Here is a 24779-nt window from a genome sequence, read left to right on the forward strand (position 1 = left end):
TCTGGCATAGTAGGCGCTCTTCCTTGCCCAGGCCGACGCATGCAAACCTCCTACCCCCGCCAAGACATCAAGGTATTGCTGCTGGAGGGCGTCAGCGCCAGCGCGGTGGAGAATTTTCGACGTGCCGGCTACAGCCAGGTCGAACTGCATGCGAAATCGCTACCGGAAGATGAACTCAAGCGGCGCATCAGCGATGCACATATCGTCGGCATCCGTTCGCGCACACAACTCACCGACGAGGTGCTGGCACACGCGAAACGGCTGATCGCGGTGGGTTGCTTCTGCATCGGTACCAACCAGGTGGATCTCGCCGCAGCACGCAAGCTGGGTGTGCCGGTATTCAATGCGCCTTACTCCAACACGCGCAGCGTGGCAGAGCTGGTGATCGCCGAGGCAATCATGCTGCTGCGCGGGATCCCGCAGAAGAACGCGTTGTGCCACCGCGGTGGCTGGACCAAGTCGGCCAGCGGCAGCTACGAAACGCGCGACAAGGTGCTCGGCATCGTCGGCTACGGCCACATCGGCACCCAGGTCGGCGTGCTGGCCGAGGGTCTCGGCATGCGGGTGATCTTCCACGATATCGAAACCAAGCTGTCGCTGGGCAATGCGCGTGCGGTGTCCAGTCTGGACGAACTGCTGGAACGCGCTGACGTGGTCACCTTGCACGTGCCCGAAACCCCTGCCACCCAGCTGATGATCCGGCAAGAGCAGCTGGCCAGGATGCGTACCGGCGCGATGTTGATCAACGCCTCGCGCGGCAGCGTGGTGGATATCGACGCATTGGCCGCTGCGTTGCACGCCGGCCACCTGGCCGGTGCCGCGGTCGACGTGTTTCCGCTCGAACCAAAAGGCAACGACGATCCCTTCGTCTCGCCGCTGGTCGGCCTGGACAATGTGATCCTGACCCCGCACATCGGCGGCAGCACGCTGGAGGCGCAGGACAACATCGGCATCGAGGTCGCCAGCAAACTGATCCGCTACAGCGACAACGGATCCACTCTGTCGGCGGTGAATTTCCCCGAAGTCAACCTGCCCGAACACCCGCACAGTCGCCGCCTGTTGCACATCCACCGCAACGTACCGGGCATGCTGTCGCGCATCAACGAAGTGTTCTCGGCCGGCAACATCAACATCGACGCGCAGTTCCTGCAGACCGACAGCGAAGTGGGCTACGTGGTAATCGACGTCAGCGCCGATGCGCTCCAGGCCAGCGCGCTCAAGGAGCAATTGGCGGCGATCCCGGGCACCTTGCGCAGCCGGGTGCTGTATTGATCTGAGAGCGGCCGGAATATTGCGACTTTCGTCCGGACACGATTCCTGTTCCCAATAAAAAAAGCGCCCAACGGCGCTTTTTTTGTGCTTGATACCGAATTGGTCGGGGCGGCCGGATTTGAACCGACGACCCTCTGCCCCCCAGGCAGATGCGCTACCAGGCTGCGCTACGCCCCGACTGTTCGGCAAGACGACTAGTCTATCAGCTCACCGGGCCATGCCGGAAGCCATCATGGAGTCCGAATGTGCTCAGCGGCGCAGCAGGGTCAGAACTTCTTCCAGTTCCATGCGCACCTGACGCACGATCTGATGCGAGATGCTCGCTTCCATCCGGGCTTGCGGACCTTCCAGCCGCGCACGCGCACCAGTGATGGTGAAGCCCTCGTCGTACAGAAGCGAGCGGATCTGGCGGATCATCAGCACGTCGTGGCGCTGGTAGTAGCGGCGGTTGCCGCGGCGTTTCACCGGGTTGAGCGCAGGAAACTCCTGCTCCCAGTAACGCAGCACGTGGGGCTTCACACCGCACAACTCGCCCACCTCACCAATGGTGAAGTAGCGCTTGGCCGGGATGGCAGGCAGTTCGGTGTTATTCCCTTGATCCAGCATAGCCCTCGACTCTTACCTTGAGTTTCTGTCCCGGTCGGAACGTCACCACGCGCCGGGCGGAGATCGGGATCTCCTCACCGGTTTTCGGGTTGCGTCCAGGCCGCTGGTTCTTCAGCCGCAGATCGAAGTTGCCGAATCCGGACAACTTCACCTGCTCGCCGTTTTCCAGTGCTCCGCGAACCACCTCGAAATAGGCGTCCACGAACTCCTTTGCCTCACGCTTGTTGAGGCCCACGTCGAGGAAAAGCCGCTCGGCCATTTCCGCCTTGGTCAGCGCCATCTCATCCTCGCAGCTTTGCCTTGCATGTTTGCTCCAACGCAGCTACCGCTTCGCGTACGCAGCGGTCCGCGTCGTCGTCGGTAAGCGTGCGTGAAGCGTCCTGTAAAATCAAGCCCATAGCGAGACTTTTTCGGCCCGCTTCGACGCCCTTGCCGCTGTAGCGATCGAATAGGCGCAGTTCCTTCAGGCGCTCGCCCAGCGTGCGGCGAACAAGCTGCTCGATCTGTGACCAGCTGACGATTTCCGGCAGATCCATCGCGATATCGCGCCGCACCACCGGGAAACGCGGCACGGCCTGCGCGTGCGGCAGGCGGCGCGCCAGCAACGGATCCAGGGCCAGCTCCAGCACATGCACGTCCGCACCCAGGTCCAGCGCCTTGGCCAGTTGCGGATGCAACGCCCCGAGATAGCCCACTGTCTCGCCATCGCGGGCTACCCTCGCGCCGCGGCCCGGGTGCAACCAGCCCGGCAGGTCATCGGCGTGCACCGACCAACGCTGCGGCTCGCCACCCCATGCAATCAATGCATCCAGTTCACCCTTGAGATCATGGAAGTCGAGCATCCGCGACGGTTCGCCCCACTGCTCGGCACGCGCGTTGCCGCAGGCGACGATGGCCAGACTCGGGATTTCCACCGGCGGGTCACCCGCCTGTTGATGCGCTTCCGGGTCTTCGCGGACGGCCCCGAATTGATGAAATACCCGTGCCACCTCGAACAATCGCACGCGCTCCTGCTGGCGGGCACGGTTGTGACGCAGTGTCTCGATCAAGCCCGGCAGCAACGATGGGCGCATCACCGCCAGATCGGCCGACAGCGGGTTGGCCAGGGACACCAGCCGTTCGGTGAAACCCCAACTCGCCAGCAGGTCCGCCGCAACGAAGGACAGGTTTACTGCCTCATAATAGCCCCGCGCAGCCAGCTGTTCGCGCAGCGCCAACTCATTGATCCGTGCCTCCGGCTCGACTGCCAGCGCCAGTGCACCGGCCGGCGAGAGTGTGGGAATGTTGTCGTAACCGAAGATGCGCGCCACTTCCTCGATCAGGTCTTCCTCGCGCTCGATGTCGAAGCGGCTACTCGGCGCGGTGATCTGCCAACCGTCGGCAGTCACTTCCACCTGCATGCCCAGCGCGGTGAAGATGCGCGCCACTTCGGCATCACCCACGCTCACGCCAAGCACGCGCTGGAGTCGGGCACGACGCAGGCCTACGGCTGCAGGGGGCGTCAGGTCAGCACGGTTTTCCGCCAGCAGCACGGGCCCGGCGTTGCCGCCGGCAATCGCAAGCAACAGCTCGGTGGCGCGTTCCAGGGCGCGCTGCGGCAACTGCGGATCGACGCCGCGCTCGAAACGGTGTGAGGCCTCTGTGTGCAGCCCCAGCTTGCGTGCTCGGCCCATGATCGCGGCCGGCGCGAAGTGCGCGGATTCCAGGAAAATGTTGCGGGTGGTGTCGGTGACGCGCGAGTCGAATCCCCCCATCACGCCGGCCACCGCCAGTGCCTTGTGCTCGTCGGCGATCAGCACGAAGCCTTCATCCAGCTTCGCTTCGTTGCCATCCAGCAGCATCAGCGTCTCGCTCGTGCCTGCATGGCGCACCACGATATCGCCCTGCAAGATGTCGTTGTCGAATGCATGCAGTGGCTGGCCCAGTTCCAGCATCACGTAATTGGTGATATCGACCACCGCGCTGATCGGGCGCAGACCGGAACGACGCAGCCGCTCGATCAGCCACAGCGGCGTGCGTGCGGCTGGATCGATACCCTCGACGATGCGCCCCAGATAACGCGGTGCATCCTTGCCGGCCTCCAGTCGGATACCGCGACGCGACGCGCTGGTAACCAGCGCAGGAGATTGCTCCGGCAGCTTCGCCGCGCTGCCGAACAAGGCTGCAACGTCGTAGGCCAGACCGTGCAGGCTCAGGCAATCCGAACGGTTCGGAGTGATGCTGAGCTCGAAGCTGGCGTCTGGCAGCCCGAGGTAGTCCGCGAGCGACTGACCCACCGGCGCCTCGGCCGGCAATTCCAGCAGGCCGGACGCATCGGCATCGATGCCCAGCTCGCGGGCCGAGCACAGCATGCCGGTCGATTCGACCCCACGCAGTTTCGCGGCCTTGATCGCAATGCCGCCCGGCAGGTTGGCGCCGACCGTGGCCAGCGGAACCTTGATGCCAACCCGCGCGTTGGGCGCGCCACAGACGATCTGCAGCAGCACGCCCTGCCCGGCGTCCACTTTGCATATCTGCAGGCGATCGGCTTCCGGATGTTTCTCGGCGGCCACGATCTGCGCCACCACGACGCCGTGCAGGCTCTCGCCCAGCGGTGTGACGTCTTCCACCTCCAGGCCAGCCATGGTCAGTGCGCGGGCCAAGGCGTCACGATCCGCCGTGATCTCGACCAGTTCGCGCAGCCAGTTCTCGGAAAATTTCATCGGTCTCGTTCCTGCCTGCGGGGTTTATTCGACGACATCAGGCGAACTGCTTGAGAAAGCGCAGGTCGTTCTCGAAGAACGCGCGCAGATCCTTCACGCCGTAGCGCAACATCGCCAGACGCTCGACACCCATGCCGAAAGCGAAGCCGGTATAACGCTCCGGATCGATGCCCACGTTCCTGAGCACGTTCGGATGCACCATGCCGCAGCCAAGCACCTCCAGCCAGCGACTCGAACCGTCTTCCTGCTCCCAGCGAATGATCACGTCCGCACCGGGTTCCACGAACGGAAAGTAGGTGGGCTTGAACATCATCTCGAAGTCGCGCTCGAAGAACGCGCGCAAGAACTCGGCCAGGGTGCCCTTCAAATCGGCCATGCTGGATGTCTCATCGACCAGCAGGCCCTCGATCTGGTGGAACATCGGCGAATGGGTCTGATCCGAGTCGCTGCGGTAGACCTTGCCCGGCGCGATGATGCGGATCGGTGGCTGACGGCCGGCCATCGCACGGATCTGCACTGGCGAGGTATGCGTGCGCAGCAGGCGGCCGTCACCGAAATAGAAGGTGTCGTGCATGGCGCGCGCCGGATGATGCGGTGGGAAGTTAAGTGCCTCGAAGTTGTGCCAGTCGTCCTCGATCTCCGGACCATCGGCGCGCTGGTAACCGAGCCGCGCGAAGATCGAGGCGATGCGCTCCAGCGCACGGGTGATCGGATGAATGCCACCGCGTTCGCCGTCGCGACCAGGCAGACTGATATCAAGCTTCTCGGAGGCCAACCGGCGATCCAGTTCGGCCTGCTCCAGCACCTGCTTGCGGACGACGAGCGCGTCAGCCAGACGTTCCTTCACCCTGTTCACCGCAGCGCCATGCGTCTTGCGCTCCTCCGGCGCCAGCGTGCCAAGCGCCTTCAGTGCGGCCGTGACAACGCCACTCTTGCCCAGCAGGCCGACGCGCATTGCATCGAGCGCCTCGAGCGTGTCGGTCCTGTCGATATCGGCCAGCGCCTGAGCGGCGCGGCTGTCCAGATCGTCCATCGATGCGATTCCCGCTAGCGAACCCGTTCGCTGAAAACAGGCTCTTGTGATCCACAAAAACGAAAACGGAGAGGAGGCTGTGGCCTCCTCTCCGCTTGCTTTACATCATATCGTGCTGACGCAAGAGCGTCCGACGATCAAGCGGCCAGACTGGCCTTCGCTTTCTCGGCGATCACTTCAAACGCCTTGATGTCGTGCACGGCGATATCAGCGAGAACCTTGCGGTCAACGGTGATACCAGCCTTGCTCAGGCCATTGATCAGGCGGCTGTAGGACAGCCCGAACATGCGCGCGGCGGCGTTGATGCGGACGATCCACAGCGCACGGAACTGACGCTTGCGCTGCTTGCGGCCGATATAGGCGTACTGACCGGCCTTGATGACGGCCTGGTTGGCAACCCGGAAGACCTTGCGGCGGGCATTGTAGTAGCCCTTGGCACGACCGATAACTTTCTTGTGACGACGACGGGCGGTAACGCCACGCTTTACACGAGCCATGGTTTATCTCCTCGTCTTACAAGTACGGCAACATGCGCGCTACACCCTTGGTGTCGCACGCCTTGAGGTGGTTCTTGGAGCGCAGACCGCGCTTCAGCTTGGTCGATTTCTTGGTCAGGATGTGTGACCGGTAAGCGTGACCGCACTTGATTTTGCCCGATGCCGTCTTGCGAAAACGCTTCGCAGCCGCCCGGTTGGTCTTGATCTTGGGCATGGAAATGCTCCTTGTGTGGGGCCTGCCTGTCTTGAAGCGGCCCCGGTTTCTGACTGATCTGGCGGTGGCCTGGAGCCACGCTTTCCGTCCTGCCGCGATCGGTGCACGACCCATCCATGCGGGTCGAACCGGCGATTATACGGATTAAACCTGCGCTATACCAGCTGCGCAATGCAGAACGGCGACCCCATGGGTCGCCGTTAGCCTCACTGCTTCTTCTTGGGGCCGATCATCATGACCATCTGGCGTCCTTCGAGCCGCGGAAAGGACTCGACCTGGCCGTTTTCACCGACGTCTTCCTGGATCTTCTTGGCCAGATTCTGGCCCAGATCCTGATGCGACATCTCGCGACCGCGGAAACGGATGGTGACCTTGACCTTGTCGCCTTCCTCAAGGAAGCGAAGCATGTTGCGCAGCTTGATCTGGTAGTCGCCCACGTCGGTGACCGGGCGGAACTTCACTTCCTTGATCTCGACCTGCTTCTGCTTCTTCTTGGCGGCCTGCGCCTTCTTCTGGGCTTCGAACTTGAACTTGCCGTAATCCATGATGCGGCAGACCGGCGGGTCGCCGTTCGGCTGGATCTCGACCAGATCCATGCCAGCTTCCTGCGCCAGCGCCAGCGCCTCGTCACGGGTCAGGATGCCAAGCTGTTCCGCCTCAGCACCAATCACACGCACCCGCGGCACACGGATTTCCAGGTTACGACGATTGCCCTTGTTGTCGGTGGTTGCGATACCACGATCCTCCAGAAGAAGTGATGAAACAGACCGCTCGGCGCTCAGCGCCGGGTTTCGGTCTCCAGTCGCTCGATGAAGTCGGCCAGCGGCATGCTGCCCAGGTCTTCGCCGGAACGGGTACGCACAGAAACGGTCCCCGTCTCTTTCTCGCGATCACCGACCACAAGAAGATAAGGCACTTTCTGCATCGTATGCTCGCGGATTTTATAGCCGACTTTCTCGTTGCGCAAATCCGATTGTACCCGGAAACCTTTGTCGACAAGGGTTTGCGTCACCTGACTGACGTAATCGCCCTGTGCATCGGTGATATTGAGCACCACCGCCTGTATCGGAGCCAGCCACGCCGGCAGCAAGCCGGCATGGTGCTCGATCAGGATGCCGATGAAACGCTCCATCGAACCCACGATGGCCCGGTGCAGCATCACCGGATGCTGTTTCTGCGAGTGTTCGTCCACGTATTCGGCGTCAAGACGCTCGGGCATCATGAAATCGACCTGCATGGTGCCAACCTGCCAGGCCCGGCCGATCGAGTCCTTGAGGTGATACTCGATCTTGGGCGCGTAGAACGCACCCTCGCCCGGCAGCTCCTCCCACTCCACACCGGCGGCGCGCAATGCGCGGCGCAGCATCTCTTCGGTGCGGTCCCAGAATTCGTCCGAGCCGATGCGCTTGTCCGGCCGCAACGCCAGCTTGATTGCCAGATCGGTGAAACCGAAGTCGGCGTAGACCTTCATCGCCTGCAAATGGAAAGCCGTGACTTCGGCTTCGACCTGCTCCGGGGTACAGAAAATGTGACCATCGTCCTGGGTGAACGCACGCACGCGCATGATGCCGTGCAGTGCACCGGACGGTTCGTTGCGATGGCAGCCGCCGAATTCGCCGTAGCGGATCGGCAGTTCGCGATAACTGTGCAGGCCGGTGTTGAACACCTGCACATGGCCGGGACAGTTCATCGGCTTCAGCGCGTAGGTGTGCTTCTCGGACTCGGTGAAGAACATGTTCTCGGCGTAGTTGTCCCAGTGGCCGGACTTCTTCCACAGCGACACGTCCAGCACCATCGGGCAACGCACTTCCTGATAGCCGCTCTTCTTGTAGACGCCGCGCATGTACTGCTCGACCTGCTGCCAGATCGCCCAGCCATTCGGGTGCCAGAACACCATGCCAGGGCTTTCTTCCTGCTGATGGAACAGGTCGAGCTGCTTGCCGATCTTGCGATGGTCACGCTTCTCGGCTTCTTCGAGCTGGAACAGGTAAGCCTTCAGGTCCTTGTCGTTGAGCCAGGCGGTGCCGTAGATGCGGGTCAGCATCGCGTTGTTGGAATCGCCGCGCCAATACGCGCCGGCTACCTTCATCAACTTGAACGCGCGCAGCTTGCCGGTGTTCGGTACGTGCGGTCCGCGGCACAGGTCGGTGAACTCGCCCTGCGAATAGAGCGACAGTGGCTCGTCGGACGGGATCGACTCGATGATCTCGGCCTTGTAGTTCTCGCCCATGCCGCGAAAGAACGCTACCGCCTCGTCGCGTGACTTCACACTGCGCGTCACCGGCAACTGCTCGGCAACGACTTTGTTCATCTCCGCCTCGATCTTCGGCAGATCATCCGGCGTGAACGGCCGCTCGTAGGCAAAGTCGTAGAAGAAGCCGTTGTCGATCACCGGGCCAATCGTCACCTGTGCACCGGGATACAGCCGCTGCACCGCCTGCCCCATCAAGTGCGCCGTGGAGTGACGCAGGATCTCCAGCGCTTCCGGGCTCTTGTCGGTGATGATCTGCAGGCTGGCGTCGTGCTCGATCGGGAAGCTGGCATCCACCAGCTGGCCGTCGACCTTGCCGGCCAGCGTCGCTTTGGCCAGACCGGCGCCAATCGAGGCGGCCACGTCCTGCACGGTAACGGAGTGATCGAACGGCCGCTTGCTGCCGTCGGGTAACGTGATCTCAATCATGGGAACCATTCTCTGAAAAGCAAAAAAGGGCGAACGCCCTTTTCCCGGAAATACTAAAGGCGTGGTGGAATCAGCAATGGAAGCAGGTAGTTGCCATGTCGCACACTCGGCCAGCGCGAAACGCGGGCCACCTTCTTGATGGATGAAGTCGAGACGCTAGTTTAGCTCAAATCGGCTGTCAATCCTTGCTTATGCGGCCATGCAGATCAGCCGTCAGCGATAGAATGAATCCAACTATCCGAGGATCCTCGATGCGCATTCTGGTTACCGGTACCGCCGGCTTTGTCGGCGCCGCCCTGGCGCAGCGCCTGCTGGCACGCGGGGAGGAGGTCTATGGCTTCGACAACCACAACGACTACTACGATCCTGCGCTGAAGGAAGCCCGGCTCGCGCAATTCGCCGGTCATCCGAACTACATCCATCAGCGCGCCGATCTGGCTGATGCTGCCGCGGTGGATCACGCGTTCGCCACGTTCAAGCCGCAGCGCGTAGTGAATCTCGCCGCGCAGGCCGGCGTGCGCTATTCGCTGCAGAATCCGCGCGCCTATGTGCAGAGCAACCTGGTCGGGTTCGTCAACATCCTCGAAGCCTGCCGCCACGGCAACGTCGAGCATCTGGTTTACGCCTCGTCCAGCTCGGTCTACGGCGCCAACCGCAAGCTGCCGTTCGCAGTCGAGGACGCGGTCGATCATCCGGTCAGCCTGTACGCGGCCAGCAAGAAGGCCAACGAACTGATGGCGCATACCTACAGCCATCTGTACGGCCTGCCGACCACCGGCCTGCGCTTCTTCACCGTGTACGGGCCGTGGGGGCGGCCGGACATGGCGCCGATCCTGTTCGCCGACCGGATCAGCCGCGGCGAACCGATCGACGTGTTCAACCACGGCCACCACAGTCGCGACTTCACCTATGTCGACGACATCGTCGAGGGTGTAATCCGCGCCCTCGATCACCCTGCCGAACCTGATCCCGCGTACGACGCCGAAGCGCCGAATCCGGGCACATCGAACGCACCGTATCGCGTCTACAACATCGGCAACGACCAGCCGGTGCAGCTCATGCGTTTCATCGAACTGCTGGAGCAGAACTTCGGCCGCACCGTCGAAAAGCGCCTGCTGCCGATGCAGCCCGGTGACGTGCCCGATACCTGGGCGGACGTCTCGGCGTTACGCCGGGATGTCGGCTACGCGCCGGGCACGCCCATCGAGCAGGGCGTGAAAAAGTTCGCGGCGTGGTATCGCCAGTACTACGGACAGCGTTGAGCAAGCCTCAGAACGGCTTGGCGATCACCAGATAGATCACCGCCAGCAGCAGCAGCACCGGCAGCTCGTTGAGCCAGCGCAATGCCCGTGACGACGGCAATGCACCACCCGCGGCCTTGCGCTTGAGCAGACGACCGCACCCGATGAAATATGCGAGCAGCACGGCAACCAGGGTAAGTTTGGCGTCGATCCAGTGCATGCCTGCGGTCACGTTCGGCAACGTGGAGGGAAACACTCGCCAGCCCTGCCACAGGGTCACGCCGAACAGGAAGGCGAGGCCGAACATGTTGTGGCCGAACTTGTACAACCGCCGCCCCATCAGTTGCAGCCGTGCCTGCACTGCAGGTTCGTTGGCAGTCTCGGCCAGATTCACCAGGATCCGCGGCAGATAGAACACCGAAGCCATCCAGGCGATGACGAACAGCAGGTGCAGCGATTTGATCAGCAGGTAGGTCATGGAGAAAACACGTGGCCGCTGCAGCGCGCAGCGATGAGATGATAGCGCGCGCCCAGGATTACTCCGAAGCGGCAGCATTCACTCCTGTGCCGGACCGATCCGCTCCATCAGTGCCTGCAGCAAGCGTTCCTGCATGCCAGCATCGAGCGGCGCATTGTGGCGATCGGTCAGCTGGAAGAAATCCTCCACGCGTTCGCCAAACGTCGCGATGCGAGCGTCATGCACGCGCACCTCGGCATGCAGCATGATCTGCGCTACCGCGGCCAGCAGGCCGGGGCGATCTGTACCGACCAGCGCCAGCTGGGTGCGATCACCGGCAGCATGAAAACTGATCTTCGGTGTCATCTGGAAATGCTTTTGATGGCGCGACATGCCGCGTTTGCTCGGCTGCACGCCGGCGGATTGCGTCAACGCACGCTGCAATCTTTGTTGGAGTTCCTCCGCGCGCGCCGTGCTGACCGGCTGCTGGCTGTCCGCATCCAGCAACAGGAACGTATCCAATGCCATGCCGGTCGGCGAACTCAGGATGCGCGACTCCATCACCGAAAAGCGCAAACGGTCCAGCACCGCCGTGACGGTGGCGAACAGGCCATCGCGATCAGGCGTGTAGACAAACAGTTCGGTGCTGCCGCGTACCGACAACGGATGAACCGCGACCAGCGGTAGCGCGCCCTTCGCAAGCAGGATTGCGCCCGTTTGCCAGGCGATCTGCTCGGGCCGGTGACGCAGGAAGCTGAGCTGCGGGAAGTCCGCCCAGATCCGTACCACGTCAGCCTCGGCGTAGCCCTCGTTCATCAGCAGCGCCAGCGCATACTCGGAACATTCGTGCACGCGCACACCGATATCGCGCGGCAGCTCCACATCGCTGCGCAGCGCGTAACGGGTAGCCACGCACAGATCGGACAGCAGTCGATCCTTCCAGCCGTTCCACAGCCGCGGGCTGGTGCCGATGATGTCGGCGATGGTCAACAGGTACAGCTGACCGAGCCGCTCGCGCTCACCGACCAGTTCCGCAAACCGGTGCACCACATCCGGGTCGGTGATGTCCTGGCGCTGCGCAGTGGTACTCATCAGCAGATGCCAGCGCACCAGCCAGGCGACCCTCTCTATGTCGCTTGGTGACAACCCCAGCCGCGAGCAGAACGCGCGCGCATCCTGCTCGCCCAGCACCGAGTGATCGCCGCCACGGCCCTTCGCGATGTCGTGAAACAGCGCCGCCAGCAGCAGCACTTCGGGCTTGGGCAGGCTGACCCAGATTTCGCAGCCCAACGGAAATTCGCGGTGCGCCGCCGGGTCGGCGAAGCGCGCCATGTTGCGCAGTACGCGCAAGGTATGTTCGTCGACGGTGTAGACATGGAACAGGTCGTACTGCATGCGCCCGAATACTTTGCCGAACGCGGGCAGGATCGCCGCCAGCAGGCCGTGCCGGTTCATTCGCCACAGCGCCTCCACCGCTGGCGCGCCACGGCGCAATAGTCGCAGGAAGGCCGCCAGCACGTCGTCGTCATCGGCCAGCGTGTCGCCATGCACGGCGGTGGCCTGATGGATTCGCCGCATCGTGTCGGCGCTGAAGCCGACCAGGCCAGGCTGATCCAGCCGCGTGATGAAGATCTCCACCAGCGCGGCCGGCCGCTGCATGAACAGTTGCGGATCGCGCGCCGCCAGCCGCGAGCCATAGCGCAGGAACTCGGCCCCGACCGGCTGTGCCTCGCCCGGCGGCTCCAGCATTTCCACAAAACGCTCGGCCACCTGCACGCCGAGCCGCTCGACCTGGCTGGCCGCACGGTAGTAGCCCTGCATGAACTGTTCGACGCCGAGGTTCTTCTCGTGCTCATCCTCGAAACCCAACCGGGTGGCCAGCGCTCGCTGGTAGTCGAAAAGCAGCCGCTCCTCGGGCCGGCCAGCCTCCAGGTGCAGTGCGTAGCGATAGCGGCGCAAGGTGGCTTCGGACTGTTCCAGCGTGGCCAGTTCGGCCGGATCGAGCAGGCCTTCGGCCACCATGCCGCCCAAGCCGTCCGCGTGCGCCAGCCGTCGACCCATCCAGCGCAGCGAATCGAGCGTGCGCAAGCCGCCGGGGCCATCCTTCAGGTTCGGCTCGAGGTTGTAGGCCGTGTCGTCGTAACGGGCATGCCGGGCGTCGCGCTCGGCCAGCCGGGCGGCCAGATATTCATGCGGAGGCCATAGCACGGGGTCATCGACGATGGCCCGCAAGCTCGCATCGAATGCCGGATCGCCGGCCAGCCGCCGCGCATCCAGCAGGCTGGTGAATACGCTGGCATCCTGCGCCGCCAGTGCGCGGCACTGCGCAGGGTCGCGCACTGCATGACCCACCTTCAGGCCGATATCCCACAACGTGGCGAAGAACTGCTCCAGCGCGCGCAGGCGCGCGGGCTCGGGGGATTTCACCAGCGCCAGCAGGTCCACATCCGAATACGGAAACAACAGGCCACGGCCGAAGCCGCCGACGGCGAACAGTGTGGTTTCGCCGACTTCACCCAGGCAGGCGAGCCACACGTGTGCAACCACCCGCTCGACCGATTCGCCGCGGCGTCGCGCCAGCGCGCTGGCATCGGCACCATCGCGAAACGCGGTGGCCAACGCGCGGTCGACGTCACCCAGCAATTGCCGCAGTGCGCGACGTGCTTCGGCCGACACGCCGGAACGCGGCACCGCCACCGGAAGGCGCGGCAGCGGCGGCAAAGCGACAGAGCTTGGTGTCGGCGACATGGCTGGACGGAACTCCGTGAGCGCCTGGCGGCTTGCGGAAAAAAGCGACGGCCGTGCACTTCTACGTCATGTCTTCAGGCATCCGGCCATAGCGTGAGTATCTCGAAACCATCGTCGGTCACCGCGATGGTGTGCTCCCACTGCGCCGACAGCGAATGATCCTTGGTTACCACGGTCCAGCCATCCGGCAGCTGGCGGGTCTGCGGCTTGCCGGCGTTGATCATCGGCTCGATGGTGAAGGTCATGCCCTTCTTCAGTTCGACGCCGGCGCCGGGCTTGCCGTAGTGCAGCACCTGCGGTTCATCGTGATAGACCTTGCCGATGCCGTGACCGCAATATTCCTTGACCACGCTGAAACCCGCCGCCTCGGCATGCTGCTGGATCGCATGGCCGATATCGCCCAGGGTGGCACCCGGACGCACCGCCTGGATGCCGCGCATCATCGCCTCGAACGTGGTGTCGACCAGCCGTTTGGCCAGCACCGACGGGGTGCCTGCGACGTACATGCGGCTGGTGTCGCCATGCCAGCCGTCCTTGATCACGGTGACGTCGAGGTTGACGATGTCGCCGTCCTTGAGCACCTTACCCTCGTTCGGGATGCCGTGGCAGATCACATGGTTGACCGAGGTGCACAGGGTCTTGGGGAACCCGTGGTAACCGACGTTGGCCGGGATCGCCTTCTGCACGTTGACGATGTGCTCGTAGGCAAGCCGGTCCAGCTCCTCGGTGGTGACACCGGGCTTCACGTGCTCTTTCAGCATCGCAAGCACTTCGGCCGCCAGCCTGCCTGCAATGCGCATGCCTTCGAGGTCTTCGGGGGATTTCAGGGTAATGGCCATGCGTTCCACTCATATGGGCGGCAGAAGCTCTTGCAATCCAGCAACTTGCCGCGCTGCCGGCGTACCGGCTACAATTTCGGAGTTTTGCAGAACTGACGTACCCGTTTTAACGGTCGGCCAGCGCAAAGCGAACCGGGATTGTAACCCTCAGCGGTACAACACCCAAACCAACGCCACACACGTATCGGCACCGCCTTCGGGGTGCTGCGGCCTGCCCACCATTGAACCGGGCAAGTCGCGGTCGAAGCCGGGGATGCGTGGAGGTCCCAACCCCCAGGCCTTTCAAAGGCCCATGCAAGGAGTTACACCCATGGCACAAGTCACCATGCGTCAGATGCTCGAAGCCGGCGTCCATTTCGGTCACCAGACCCGTTACTGGAACCCCAAGATGGCTCCGTACATCTTCGGTGCGCGCGGCAAGATCCACATCATCAATCTCGAAAAGACCCTGCCGCTGTTCACCGACGCGATGAATTTCCTGTCGGCGCTGGCGCAGAAGCGCGGCACCGTGCTGTTCGTCGGCACCAAGCGTTCGGCCCGCGAGCCGTTGGCTGAAGAGGCTGCACGCGCCGGCATGCCGTTCGTCACCTCGCGCTGGCTCGGCGGCATGCTGACCAACTTCCGCACCGTCAAGCAGTCCGTGTCGCGCCTGAAGGAACTGGAAGCGGCCGAGACCGATGGCAGCTTCGAGAAGCTGGTCAAGCACGAAGTGCTGGCCCGTCGCCGCGAGCGCGACAAGCTGCAGGCTTCGCTGGGCGGCATCAAGGACATGAACCGTCTGCCTGACGCATTGTTCGTGATCGACATCGGCCACGAAGACATCGCCGTGCAGGAAGCCAAGAAGCTCGGCATCCCGGTGATCGCCGTGGTCGACACCAACTACAACCCGGAACTGGTCGACTACGCCATTCCGGGCAATGACGACGCGATCCGCGCGATCCAGCTGTACGCCCGCGCTGCCGCCGACTCGATCCTCGAAGGCAAGGCTGCCGCCCCGGCTGCTGCCCAGGGCGACGCGAACGACTTTGTCGAACTGGACGAGGAAGGCAACCCGGTCGCCAAGATCGATCGCAAGCCGGCCCCGCGCCGCGACGCCGCCCCGCGCAAGAGCGCACCGCGCCGTGAAGGCGGTCGTGATGGCGGCCGTGGCCCGCGCAACGACGGCGCGCCTGCCGCCAAGTAAGCGCAACGATGGCGGGTGATTCCGCCGTCGCATCCGCCGCGATAACCGCGCCGTGACACTCACCTGCCACGGCGCATCCAAGCATTAGAGGACTACCGATGAGCAATATTTCCGCCCAACTGGTCAAGGATCTGCGCGAGCGGTCCGGCGCCGGCATGATGGAATGCAAGAAGGCGCTGGTCGAGAACAACGGCGACATCGAAATCGCGATGGAATGGCTGCGCAAGTCCGGCCTGGCCAAGGCTGACAAGAAGGCCAGCCGCATCGCCGCCGAAGGCCGCATCGTGGCCGCCCAGGCACCGGGCAAGGCCGTGCTGGTCGAGATCAACTGCGAGACCGACTTTGTCGGCAAAGATGCCAGCTTCCTGAAGTTCACCGACACCGTCGCCGACGTCGCGCTGAATTCCGGTGCCGCCGACATCGACGCGCTGAAGGCTGCCGCCTACCCGGGTGCCAGCAACGTCGAGGAAGCCGCCAAGGTCCTGATCGCCACCATCGGCGAGAAGATCGACGTGCGCCGCATGGCTGTCGTCAAGAATGATGGCGTGATCGGCAGCTACACCCACGGCGGCCGCATCGGCGTGCTGGTCGCGCTCAAGGGCGGTTCCGAGGAGCTGGCCAAGGGCATCGCGATGCATGTCGCCGCGATGAACCCGGCCTATGTCCGCGCCGATGACGTTCCCGCCGAATTCCTGGCCAAGGAAAAGGACATCGCGCTGAGCCAGATGTCCGACAAGGAAAAGGCCAAGCCGGCCGAGATCCTCGAGAAGATTGTCGCCGGCAAGGTCCACAAGATCATCGCCGAAGTCACCCTGCTCGGTCAGCCGTACGTGCTGGACACCAACACGACCGTCGCCGACGCGCTGAAAAAGGAAGGTGCCGATGTCATCTCGGTGGCCCGCCTGGCCGTCGGCGAAGGCATCGAGAAGGTCCAGGAAGACTACCTGGCTGAAGTGGCCAAGGCGATGCAGGTCTAAGCGACTTCCAGACCATCAAGCTGCGAAAAGCCGCGGGAAACCGCGGCTTTTTTGTGGATGCATCTCTCACGAATCACGTCGTCACATGATTGGGCAGCGGGAAGCTCCCAACCATTGCAACGACAGCCCGACGCCAGCGTTCCGGCAGGAGCCCGCTACCGCTACAATGCATCGGTTTGCCCCACACAATCCGGAGATTCCATGAGCGACCAGCCCAAGTACCATCGCATCCTGCTCAAGCTCTCCGGTGAAGCCCTGATGGGCGACGCCGACTACGGCATCGATCCGAAAGTGATCGGCCGGCTCGCCGACGAGATCATCGAGGTGCAGCGTACCGGCGTGCAGATCGGCATCGTGATCGGCGGCGGCAACATCTTCCGCGGTGCCGGCCTGGCCGCTGCCGGCATGGATCGCGTCACCGGCGATCACATGGGCATGCTGGCCACCGTGATGAATGCGCTGGCGATGCAGGACGCGATCGAAAAGCGCGGCGGCTTTGCGCGCGTGACCAGTGCCATCCAGATCCATGACGTGGCCGAGGATTACATCCGCCGCCGTGCAATCCGCCATATCGAGAAAGGCCGCATCGTGCTGTTCGCCGCCGGCACCGGCAACCCGTTCTTCACCACCGACTCCGCTGCTGCGCTGCGCGCGGTGGAAATCGGTGCCGACCTGCTGCTGAAGGCGACCAAGGTGGACGGCGTGTACACCGCCGATCCGGCCAAGGACCGCAACGCCACCCGTTACGACCGGCTCGGCTACGACGACGTGATCGAGCGCAAGCTGGCCGTGATGGACACCGCTGCGATCGCGTTGTGCCGCGACCACCAGATGCCGCTGCGCATCTACGACATGACCGTGCCGGGCAATCTGATGCGGATCATGCAGGGTGAGCCGATCGGCACCATGGTCGATGGCGGCTGAACTCGCCTGCGCCAGGGTATGACTCCGTCACTGCTATAATCAAACGTTGCAGATTTACCGGGAAACGCCACATGCTCAACGACATCAAGAACGATGCCCATACCCGCATGGGCAAGAGCATCGACTCGCTCAAGCACGACCTCACCCGCATTCGCACCGGCCGCGCCAGCACCTCGCTGGTGGACCACATCAAGGTGCCCTACTACGGCGCCGACATGCCGCTGAGCCAGGTCGCCTCGGTGTCGCTGGCCGATGCGCGCACGATCATCATCACGCCGTGGGAAAAGAACATGGTGGCGCCGATCGAAAAGGCGCTGATGGCTTCCGACATCGGCATCACGCCGACCACCGCCGGCACCGTGATCCGCCTGAACATGCCTGCGCTCACCGAAGAGCGCCGCCGGGAGCTGGCCAAGCACGTCGGCCACGAAGGCGAGAACGCCAAGATCGCGATCCGCAACGTGCGCCGCGACGCCCTGCAGCAGGTCAAGGACCTGCTCAAGGAGAAACTGATTACCGAAGACGACGAAAGCCGCGTCGACGACGAGATCCAGAAGCTCACCGATCGCGCGGTCAAGGATGTCGACGCCGTGTGCAAGGCCAAGGAAGAGGAGCTGATGGCGCTCTGAGCGCCGTCACGCCCGCCATGTCCGGCGCCGAGGCCGCCCAGGTTCCGCGCCACGTTGCCATCGTGATGGACGGCAACGGCCGCTGGGCCAAGGCCCGCCATCGCCCGCGCAGCTTCGGCCACAATGCCGGCCGCAAGGCGGTGCGTGAGGTGGTGGAAGCCTGCCTTCGCGAAGGCGTGCAGGCACTGACCCTGTTCGCGTTCTCCAGCGAAAACTGGCAGCGCCCGCAGGACGAGGTAGGCGCCCTCATGGGGCTGTTCGTGCGAGCGCTCGACAAGGAAGTGGAGGAGCTGCATGGCCACGGTGTGCGGCTGCGTTTCATCGGGGACCTGAGTGCGTTCGACGAGCCACTGCGCCAGCTCATGCAGGCGGCGATGACCCACACTGCCGGCAACACCAGGCTGCAGGTGAATATCGCCGTCAGCTACGGCGGTCGCTGGGATATCGTGCAGGCCAGCCGCCAGGCCGCCGCCGCCGTTGCACGAGGCGAGCTGCGCGCCGAGGACATCGACGAAACCTGTCTGGGCCAATGGATGAGCCTGGCCGACCTGCCGCCGCTGGATCTGTTCATCCGCACCGGCGGCGAATGCCGCATCAGCAACTTCCTGTTGTGGCAGGTTGCCTACGCCGAACTGTACTTTACCGATACCTTGTGGCCCGATTTCGACCAGGCTTGCCTGCGCCAGGCCATTGAAGACTATGCCCGCCGGGAGCGCCGTTACGGTCGCACCGGCGAGCAGGTCGCCACCGCTTCCTGAGGATTCCCATGCTGCTTCAGCGCACCCTCACCGCCATGGTGCTCGCGCCGCTGGCGATCCTGATCATCCTGCTGTCGTCGAGCGTCGTGTTCGCGATGATCGTCTCGCTGGCGTTCCTCGCCGCCCTGTGGGAATGGGCCCAGCTGAGCGGGCTGAAGAGCCCGTCATGGCGTGCCGGCTTGCTGGTCGTGGCGGCATGTGTGTTCGGGCTGCTGTGGTGGGCTCGCGCCACTGCGGTGACGCCGCTGCTGCTGGCCGCTGGCGTAGCCTGGTGGCTGCTGGCCTGCCTGTGGCTGCGCCATTTCGCGTTTGCCGCGGCACCCACCCGCGAGAATCTCGCGCTGAAGCTGCTCGCCGGTGCCTTCGTGATCTTCCCGACCTGGGTGGCCTTGATCGCCATCCACGCGCACCAGCCGAACGGACCGTGGTGGACCCTGCTTGCGCTGTTGATCGTGTGGGCATCCGACATCGGTGCGTACTTCAGCGGCCGCACGTTCGGCAAACGCAAGCTGGCGCCGCAGATCAGCCCCGGCAAGACCTGGGCCGGTGCGTATGGCGCGATGGTGGCCGGCGTGGTGGTCGCCGAGGTCGGCGGCTGGCTGCTCGATGTGCGCGGTGCGCCGTTGTTTGCGCTGGCTCTGCTGGCCGTGCTCACGGTGTCCGTGTCGATCGTCGGCGACCTGACCGAGAGCCTGATGAAACGGCATGCCCAGGTGAAGGATTCGGGCACCATTTTCCCCGGCCATGGCGGCCTGATGGATCGACTGGACAGCGTGTTCGCCGCGTTGCCGGTGTTCGCCGCCGGCATGCTGCTGCTGGATCTCTGAAATGAATAATGTCGCCGTCCTCGGCGCCACCGGTTCGATCGGCGGCAACACGCTCGACGTGGTCGCGCGTCACCCGGGGCGTTTCCGCGCAACCGTACTGACCGCGCATCGCCAGGTCGAGGCGTTGGTCGCCCTGTGCGTACAGCATCGACCGGAACTCGCGGTGATCGCCGACCCCGCCCTGGAAGCCGAGCTGTCGCGTCGGCTGGTGGCCGCCGGTGTGCGCTGCGAAGTGGCCAGCGGGCATGCCGCGCTCGCCACCGCCGCTGCCAGCAGCCTGTGCGACACCGTGGTGGCCGCGATCGTCGGCGCCGCCGGGCTGGAATCCACGTTGGCCGCCGCGCATGCAGGCAAGCGCCTGTTGCTGGCCAACAAGGAATCCATCGTGATGGCCGGCCCGCTGCTGCTGGAAGCAGTGGCTGCCGGTGGCGGCGCGCTGATCCCGATCGACTCCGAACACAATGCGCTGTTTCAATGTTTACCGCCTCAGTGCCTGCCCGGCGGTCACCCCGACCTGCGCAAGAGCGGTGTGCGTCGCCTCATCCTGACCGCGTCCGGCGGCCCCTTTCGCGGACGCACGCGGACGCAGCTGGCCGACATCACGCCGGACCAGGCCTGCAAGCACCCGAACTGGGTGATGGGCCGCAAGATCTCGGTCGATTCGGCCACCTTGATGAACAAGGGGCTGGAAGTGATCGAGGCACACCATCTGTTCGGTGCGCCGGCCGACGTGATCGAGGTGGTGGTGCACCCGCAGAGCCTGATCCACTCGATGGTCGAGTACGTCGACGGTTCGGTGCTGGCCCAGCTGGGCAACCCGGACATGCGCACCGCGATCGCCCATGCGCTGGCCTGGCCCGAGCGAGTGGAGGCCGGCGTCGCCCCGCTGAATCTGACCGCCTGCGCACCGCTGCAGTTCGAGCAGCCGGATCTGGTCACCTTCCGTTGTCTGGCGCTCGCATTCCAGGCGCTGCGCGAGAGTGGTGATGCCCCGGCCGTACTGAATGCCGCCAACGAGATCGCGGTGGAGGCCTTCCTCGCCGGCACCCTGCCGTTCCTGTCGATCGCCGATGTGGTCGAGGCCGTGCTTGCGGAACTGCCGGCGCAAGCCGTGGTCGATGTTCAGTCCCTGTGTGAACGCGACCGCGTCGCCCGTGAAGCGGCCCGTCGCATTCTGCGCAATGCTTGCTGATATTCTTGCTTCGATGACTTTTCCGTACGGTACTTGATGACTCCCTTCTTCGGCTCGGTGTTCTGGTTGCTGGTCACGCTTGGCGTGCTGGTGACCTTTCATGAATTCGGCCACTACTGGGTCGCCCGCCGCTGTGGCGTCAAGGTGCTGCGTTTTTCGATCGGTTTCGGCACGGCCATCTGGAAGCGGGTGGGCCGCGACGGCACCGAGTATCAGATTGCCGCGATCCCGCTGGGCGGCTACGTCAAGATGCTCGACGCACGCGAGGGCGAGGTTGATCCGGCCTTGCGCGACCAGGAATTCACCGGCAAATCGGTCTGGAAGCGCATCGCCATTGTCGCTGCCGGGCCGGGTTTCAACCTGATCTTCACCCTGGCGGCGTTCTGGCTGATGTTCATGCTGGGTCGCCCGGACGTGGCGCCGGTGGTGACCGCAACCCCGCAAAGCATCGCCGCCAAGGCAGGCATCCAACCGGGCGACCGCATCCTCAGCATCGATGGCCGGGCGGTAACCACCTGGACCGATTCGATGGATGCGGTGGCCAACGCCCTGTTGGGGCGTTCGCCGCTGCCGCTTACCGTGCGCGGCAGTGACGGTCATTCACGTCAACTGACCTTGCCGCTGAACGAATTGCCGCCGGGCCAGGACGTGGGCCAATACCTGGACAAACTCGGGCTGCAACTGGCGCCGCCGCCAGCGATCGCCGCCACTGTCATGGCTGGCCAGCCGGCCGCGTTGGCTGGCATGCAGGGCGGCGATCGCATCGTCAGTGTCAACGGCAAACCGGTGAGCGACTTCCTCGCGTTCGGCAAACAGGTACAGGCCGATGCCTCCAAGTCACCGCAGCTGGCCGTCATCGTGGAGCGTGCAGGCCAGCCACTGCCGCTGAACATCACCGCCAGGTGGGAATCGCTGGAAGGCCAGCCACAGAAATGGGTGATGGGTATCGGCGCACCGTCGATCGAACCGGCCACCGTGCACTATGGCCCGATCAAGGCACTGGGTGCCTCGTTCAGTACCACCTGGCGCAACACCACGCAGACCTTCAGCATGCTTGGCAAGATGCTGACCGGCCAGGCTTCGACCAGAAACCTTTCCGGGGTCATCGGCATTGCCGAAGTGGCCAATGCGTCGGCCAACATGGGGCTACCCTGGTTCCTGCAGTTTCTGGCGCTGGTGTCGCTGAGCCTGGCGATTCTCAACCTGCTGCCGATACCGGTCCTGGATGGCGGGCACCTGCTGTATTATGTTGTCGAGTTGATCAAAGGCAGCCCGGTCAGCGAACAGACGATGATTGTCGGTCAGTACATCGGGCTGGCGTTGCTGTTCACCCTGATGGGGTTGGCGTTCTACAACGATATCCACCGCATGTTGCTGTCGTGACACCGATGGTCGGTGACAGCAGCATCTCGGCGACACGCCAGCCAGCGGCAGCAAGGCGCGGCGGCGTGTCAACCAAAGCACTTCTGCGGTGGATTGCAGACTCTCTTTCGAGGCAGGGCCCGGCCCTGCCTCATGCGTTGATCGGAGCAGCCGCGCTGGCTGCTCCATCGAAATAACCCAACGGAATCGACGATGAAGCGTATCGCCGCGCTGATCCTGCTTGCCTCCCTCTCCGCCAATGCGTTCGCGTTCGACCCGTTCGTGGTGTCCGACATTCGCATCGACGGCCTCAGCCGCATTTCTGCCGGTACGGTTTACAACTACCTGCCTGTGAACAAGGGTGACCGGCTGACCAGCGACGAGGCCCAGCGGGCCATCCGGGCGCTGTACCAGACCAAGTTCTTCAGCGACGTGGAATTCGATCGCGACGGCGACATCCTGGTGATCAAGGTGGTCGAGCGGCCGTCCATCGCCAAGCTGACCCTGCGCGGCAACAAGGACATCAAGACCGATGACCTGAAGAAGGGCCTGAAGGAAATCGGACTCACCGAAGGCGAAACCTTCGACCGGCTGGCGCTGGACAATGTGCAGCAGGAACTGATCCGGCAGTACTACAACCGCGGCAAGTACAACGTATCGGTGGAGCCGCACGTGACCCGGCTGGACCGCAACCGCGTCGCCGTCGAGATCGAGATCCGCGAGGGCAAGGCAGCCAAGATCAAGGAACTGAACATCCTCGGCAACCACGCGTTCGCCGACAAGCAGATCCGCGACGGCTTTGAATCGAACACCAGCAACTTGATGTCATGGTATTCGAAGGACGATCAGTACTCCCGTGAAAAGCTCTCCGGCGATCTGGAGAAGCTGCAGTCCTATTACATGGATCGCGGCTACGCCGACTTCGGCGTCGATTCCACCCAGGTGGCGATCGCGCCGGACAAGCGCGCGATGTACATCGATGCCAGCATCAAGGAAGGTGAAATCTACAAGGTCGCCAGCGTCAAGCTGCTCGGCGAGCTGATCCTGCCGGAGAAGACCATGCGCCAGCTGGTCTTCGTCAAGGAGGGCGAAACCTTCAACCGCGGCGCGATCGAGGAGAGCAGCAAGGCGATCAAGGCGGTGCTGGCCAATATCGGCTACGCCTACGCCAAGGTCACTCCGGTTCCCAAACTGGACAAGGAAAAGCGCACGGTCGACCTGACCATGTACATCGAACCGGGTCAGCGCGTGTACGTGCGCCGGGTGGTATTCGAGGGCAACACCCGCACCGAAGATGGCGTGCTGCGTCGTGAAATGCGCCAACTCGAAGGCTCCTGGTATTCGCAGGCCGCGCTCGATCGCTCCAAGATCCGCCTGCAGAAACTCGGCTACTTCAAGAAGGTCGACATCGACAAGAAGCTGGTCGCTGGCACGCAGGATCAGGTGGACGTCAGCGTCAAGGTCGAGGAGCAATCCGCCGGCAGCATGCAGTTCGGCGTCGGCTATTCGCAGTACTCCGGCATCATCCTGAATGCCTCGGTATCGCAGAACAACCTGTTCGGCACCGGCGACAGCTTCTCGATCAGCGGCGAGCGCAGCAGCTATCAGACCAATCTCGGCGTCAACTACTACAACCCCTATCTGACCGACAGCGGCATCGGCATCGGCTACAGCGCGTCGTACTCGAAGACCGACTACGGCAATACCGATTTCGCGAACTACGCTACCAGCGCCAAGAGTTTCTCCACCTATCTGGGCATACCGATCACCGAGACGGACGGCGTGCGCATCGGCATGGGCATCAGCAGCAACAAGGTCAACCTGTTCGATGGCTATAGCCCGCAGATACTGATCGATTACCAAAACCAGATCGGCAACAAGACGATCCACTCGTGGACCGGAACGCTGGGCTGGAATCACGACACCCGCAACGGCTACTGGGCACCTACCCGCGGCGGCCTGATCTCCGCCTCGACCGACATCGCCCTGCCCGGTTCGACCGTGCAGTACTGGAAGCTCACCACCGAGATCAACCACTACTGGCCGATCGGCAAGGGTTTCGTCCTGTACCTGGATGGCCAGGTCGGTTATGGGCAGACCTATGGCGGCAACGGCATCAGCGATACCGCATTCGATGCGCTGAAAGCGGCGAGTCTGGTGGCCAATCCCAACCATGTGCTGACCGACATGCGCCAGGATTTCCCGTTCTGGCAGAACCTCTACGCCGGCGGCGTGCGCGATGTACGCGGCTTCCAGGACAACACGCTGGGGCCTCGCGTTTGCATCGACGGCAGTGCTCCCATCGCCAACGGCACCTGCAACGGCGGCGCCTACTATTCGCAACCGGTCGGCGGCTCGTTCAAGGTGCTCGGCACGGCGCAGGTCTACCTGCCGTTGCCGTTCCTGAAGGACGTCAATACGGCGCGCGTGTCCTGGTTCTTGGATGCCGGCAATGTCTACAAGGACTACCAGAGCTTCAACGCTTCGGACCTGCGCGCATCCACCGGCCTGTCGCTGCAATGGCAGGCGCCGATCGGACCGCTGATCATCAGCTTCGCCGTGCCGTTCCGCTCGTCGGCCGCGGACCGTCACTACGAGGAGCGGATCCAGTTCACTTTCGGCAGTCAGTTCTGACCTG

Annotated in this window: 22 protein-coding genes and 1 tRNA gene; 11 read left to right on the top strand and 12 right to left on the bottom strand. The window is 63.5% G+C overall.

Annotated elements, in window-relative coordinates; genetic code table 11:
* Positions 1-39 precede the first annotated feature (39 nt).
* Positions 40-1272, top strand: coding sequence for a phosphoglycerate dehydrogenase (gene serA / locus EAH75_RS07765; RefSeq protein WP_140649819.1), 1233 nt, complete (start codon positions 40-42; stop codon positions 1270-1272).
* A 100-nt stretch (positions 1273-1372) separates the two neighbouring features.
* Here the strand turns inward: serA and EAH75_RS07770 are convergent.
* The 9 genes from EAH75_RS07770 to thrS form a co-directional block, all read right to left on the bottom strand.
* Positions 1373-1449 (bottom strand) — tRNA-Pro (locus EAH75_RS07770).
* A 72-nt stretch (positions 1450-1521) separates the two neighbouring features.
* The gene (locus tag EAH75_RS07775) at positions 1522-1878 is read right to left on the bottom strand and encodes a MerR family transcriptional regulator (RefSeq protein ID WP_056386704.1); all 357 of its coding nucleotides are present in this window, start codon (positions 1876-1878) and stop codon (positions 1522-1524) included.
* Entirely contained in the window at positions 1859-2158 is a 300-nt protein-coding gene (gene ihfA, locus EAH75_RS07780) for an integration host factor subunit alpha (protein ID WP_007804491.1), read from the bottom strand. Before ihfA ends, EAH75_RS07775 begins: the two co-directional genes overlap by 20 nt.
* A gap of 1 nt (position 2159) precedes the next feature.
* The gene (gene pheT, locus EAH75_RS07785) at positions 2160-4580 is read right to left on the bottom strand and encodes a phenylalanine--tRNA ligase subunit beta (protein ID WP_140649817.1); all 2421 of its coding nucleotides are present in this window, start codon (positions 4578-4580) and stop codon (positions 2160-2162) included.
* A 37-nt stretch (positions 4581-4617) separates the two neighbouring features.
* Positions 4618-5613 carry a phenylalanine--tRNA ligase subunit alpha gene (gene pheS / locus EAH75_RS07790; protein ID WP_140649815.1) on the bottom strand — a complete coding sequence of 332 codons (996 nt, stop codon included), beginning with the start codon at positions 5611-5613 and terminating at the stop codon, positions 4618-4620.
* 137 nt (positions 5614-5750) lie between these two features.
* Entirely contained in the window at positions 5751-6110 is a 360-nt protein-coding gene (rplT, locus tag EAH75_RS07795; RefSeq protein WP_072757645.1) for a 50S ribosomal protein L20, read from the bottom strand.
* 16 nt (positions 6111-6126) lie between these two features.
* On the bottom strand, positions 6127-6324 hold the full coding sequence (gene rpmI, locus EAH75_RS07800; protein WP_140649813.1) for a 50S ribosomal protein L35: 198 nt from the start codon (positions 6322-6324) through the stop codon (positions 6127-6129).
* Positions 6325-6530: 206 nt separating this feature from the next.
* Positions 6531-7073, bottom strand: a complete 543-nt coding sequence (gene infC / locus EAH75_RS07805) for a translation initiation factor IF-3 (protein WP_140649810.1) — start codon at positions 7071-7073, stop codon at positions 6531-6533.
* A gap of 29 nt (positions 7074-7102) precedes the next feature.
* A complete protein-coding gene (thrS, locus tag EAH75_RS07810) occupies positions 7103-9004 on the bottom strand; it encodes a threonine--tRNA ligase (RefSeq protein ID WP_140649808.1) in 1902 nt (633 codons plus the stop codon).
* 251 nt (positions 9005-9255) lie between these two features.
* On the opposite strand from thrS, the gene EAH75_RS07815 reads away from it, so the two are divergent.
* A complete protein-coding gene (locus EAH75_RS07815) occupies positions 9256-10266 on the top strand; it encodes an NAD-dependent epimerase (protein WP_140649806.1) in 1011 nt (336 codons plus the stop codon).
* A gap of 7 nt (positions 10267-10273) precedes the next feature.
* On the opposite strand, the gene EAH75_RS07820 is transcribed toward EAH75_RS07815, so the two are convergent.
* From EAH75_RS07820 to map, 3 genes are all read right to left on the bottom strand, one after another.
* A complete protein-coding gene (locus EAH75_RS07820; RefSeq protein ID WP_140649804.1) occupies positions 10274-10723 on the bottom strand; it encodes a CopD family protein in 450 nt (149 codons plus the stop codon).
* Positions 10724-10801: 78 nt separating this feature from the next.
* The gene (gene glnD / locus EAH75_RS07825) at positions 10802-13450 is read right to left on the bottom strand and encodes a [protein-PII] uridylyltransferase (RefSeq protein ID WP_140649801.1); all 2649 of its coding nucleotides are present in this window, start codon (positions 13448-13450) and stop codon (positions 10802-10804) included.
* 74 nt (positions 13451-13524) lie between these two features.
* A complete protein-coding gene (gene map, locus EAH75_RS07830; protein ID WP_140649799.1) occupies positions 13525-14289 on the bottom strand; it encodes a type I methionyl aminopeptidase in 765 nt (254 codons plus the stop codon).
* A 310-nt stretch (positions 14290-14599) separates the two neighbouring features.
* Between map and rpsB the strand changes: the two genes are divergently transcribed.
* From rpsB to bamA, 9 genes are all read left to right on the top strand, one after another.
* A complete protein-coding gene (rpsB, locus tag EAH75_RS07835) occupies positions 14600-15472 on the top strand; it encodes a 30S ribosomal protein S2 (RefSeq protein WP_140649797.1) in 873 nt (290 codons plus the stop codon).
* Positions 15473-15570: 98 nt separating this feature from the next.
* Complete coding sequence (gene tsf / locus EAH75_RS07840) at positions 15571-16449, top strand: translation elongation factor Ts (RefSeq protein WP_140649796.1); 879 nt, start codon at positions 15571-15573, stop codon at positions 16447-16449.
* A 201-nt stretch (positions 16450-16650) separates the two neighbouring features.
* A complete protein-coding gene (gene pyrH, locus EAH75_RS07845; protein WP_140649794.1) occupies positions 16651-17373 on the top strand; it encodes a UMP kinase in 723 nt (240 codons plus the stop codon).
* Between the two features lie 71 nt (positions 17374-17444).
* Entirely contained in the window at positions 17445-18002 is a 558-nt protein-coding gene (frr, locus tag EAH75_RS07850; RefSeq protein WP_140649792.1) for a ribosome recycling factor, read from the top strand.
* Between the two features lie 17 nt (positions 18003-18019).
* Complete coding sequence (gene uppS / locus EAH75_RS07855; RefSeq protein ID WP_140649791.1) at positions 18020-18760, top strand: polyprenyl diphosphate synthase; 741 nt, start codon at positions 18020-18022, stop codon at positions 18758-18760.
* Between the two features lie 8 nt (positions 18761-18768).
* Positions 18769-19587, top strand: a complete 819-nt coding sequence (locus EAH75_RS07860; RefSeq protein WP_140649790.1) for a phosphatidate cytidylyltransferase — start codon at positions 18769-18771, stop codon at positions 19585-19587.
* A 1-nt stretch (position 19588) separates the two neighbouring features.
* The gene (locus tag EAH75_RS07865) at positions 19589-20779 is read left to right on the top strand and encodes a 1-deoxy-D-xylulose-5-phosphate reductoisomerase (RefSeq protein WP_140649789.1); all 1191 of its coding nucleotides are present in this window, start codon (positions 19589-19591) and stop codon (positions 20777-20779) included.
* Positions 20780-20815: 36 nt separating this feature from the next.
* Positions 20816-22162 carry an RIP metalloprotease RseP gene (gene rseP / locus EAH75_RS07870; RefSeq protein WP_140649788.1) on the top strand — a complete coding sequence of 449 codons (1347 nt, stop codon included), beginning with the start codon at positions 20816-20818 and terminating at the stop codon, positions 22160-22162.
* A gap of 192 nt (positions 22163-22354) precedes the next feature.
* Entirely contained in the window at positions 22355-24775 is a 2421-nt protein-coding gene (bamA, locus tag EAH75_RS07875) for an outer membrane protein assembly factor BamA (protein WP_140649787.1), read from the top strand.
* The last annotated feature ends 4 nt before the right edge of the window (positions 24776-24779 follow it).

Source organism: Rhodanobacter glycinis (assembly GCF_006438785.1).
Taxonomy (GTDB): domain Bacteria; phylum Pseudomonadota; class Gammaproteobacteria; order Xanthomonadales; family Rhodanobacteraceae; genus Rhodanobacter; species Rhodanobacter glycinis_A.

Coding starts and splice junctions, on each gene's coding strand:
- map (WP_140649799.1), bottom strand. CDS start 14,289: ATGGCCATTACCCTGAAATCCCCCGAAGACCTCGAAGGCATGCGCATT.
- bamA (WP_140649787.1), top strand. CDS start 22,355: ATGAAGCGTATCGCCGCGCTGATCCTGCTTGCCTCCCTCTCCGCCAAT.
- uppS (WP_140649791.1), top strand. CDS start 18,020: ATGTCCGGCGCCGAGGCCGCCCAGGTTCCGCGCCACGTTGCCATCGTG.
- ihfA (WP_007804491.1), bottom strand. CDS start 2,158: ATGGCGCTGACCAAGGCGGAAATGGCCGAGCGGCTTTTCCTCGACGTG.
- EAH75_RS07775 (WP_056386704.1), bottom strand. CDS start 1,878: ATGCTGGATCAAGGGAATAACACCGAACTGCCTGCCATCCCGGCCAAG.
- tsf (WP_140649796.1), top strand. CDS start 15,571: ATGAGCAATATTTCCGCCCAACTGGTCAAGGATCTGCGCGAGCGGTCC.
- rseP (WP_140649788.1), top strand. CDS start 20,816: ATGACTCCCTTCTTCGGCTCGGTGTTCTGGTTGCTGGTCACGCTTGGC.
- frr (WP_140649792.1), top strand. CDS start 17,445: ATGCTCAACGACATCAAGAACGATGCCCATACCCGCATGGGCAAGAGC.
- rpmI (WP_140649813.1), bottom strand. CDS start 6,324: ATGCCCAAGATCAAGACCAACCGGGCGGCTGCGAAGCGTTTTCGCAAG.
- glnD (WP_140649801.1), bottom strand. CDS start 13,450: ATGTCGCCGACACCAAGCTCTGTCGCTTTGCCGCCGCTGCCGCGCCTT.
- serA (WP_140649819.1), top strand. CDS start 40: ATGCAAACCTCCTACCCCCGCCAAGACATCAAGGTATTGCTGCTGGAG.
- rplT (WP_072757645.1), bottom strand. CDS start 6,110: ATGGCTCGTGTAAAGCGTGGCGTTACCGCCCGTCGTCGTCACAAGAAA.
- rpsB (WP_140649797.1), top strand. CDS start 14,600: ATGGCACAAGTCACCATGCGTCAGATGCTCGAAGCCGGCGTCCATTTC.
- pheS (WP_140649815.1), bottom strand. CDS start 5,613: ATGGACGATCTGGACAGCCGCGCCGCTCAGGCGCTGGCCGATATCGAC.
- EAH75_RS07815 (WP_140649806.1), top strand. CDS start 9,256: ATGCGCATTCTGGTTACCGGTACCGCCGGCTTTGTCGGCGCCGCCCTG.
- EAH75_RS07860 (WP_140649790.1), top strand. CDS start 18,769: ATGCTGCTTCAGCGCACCCTCACCGCCATGGTGCTCGCGCCGCTGGCG.
- pheT (WP_140649817.1), bottom strand. CDS start 4,580: ATGAAATTTTCCGAGAACTGGCTGCGCGAACTGGTCGAGATCACGGCG.
- pyrH (WP_140649794.1), top strand. CDS start 16,651: ATGAGCGACCAGCCCAAGTACCATCGCATCCTGCTCAAGCTCTCCGGT.
- EAH75_RS07865 (WP_140649789.1), top strand. CDS start 19,589: ATGAATAATGTCGCCGTCCTCGGCGCCACCGGTTCGATCGGCGGCAAC.
- EAH75_RS07820 (WP_140649804.1), bottom strand. CDS start 10,723: ATGACCTACCTGCTGATCAAATCGCTGCACCTGCTGTTCGTCATCGCC.
- thrS (WP_140649808.1), bottom strand. CDS start 9,004: ATGATTGAGATCACGTTACCCGACGGCAGCAAGCGGCCGTTCGATCAC.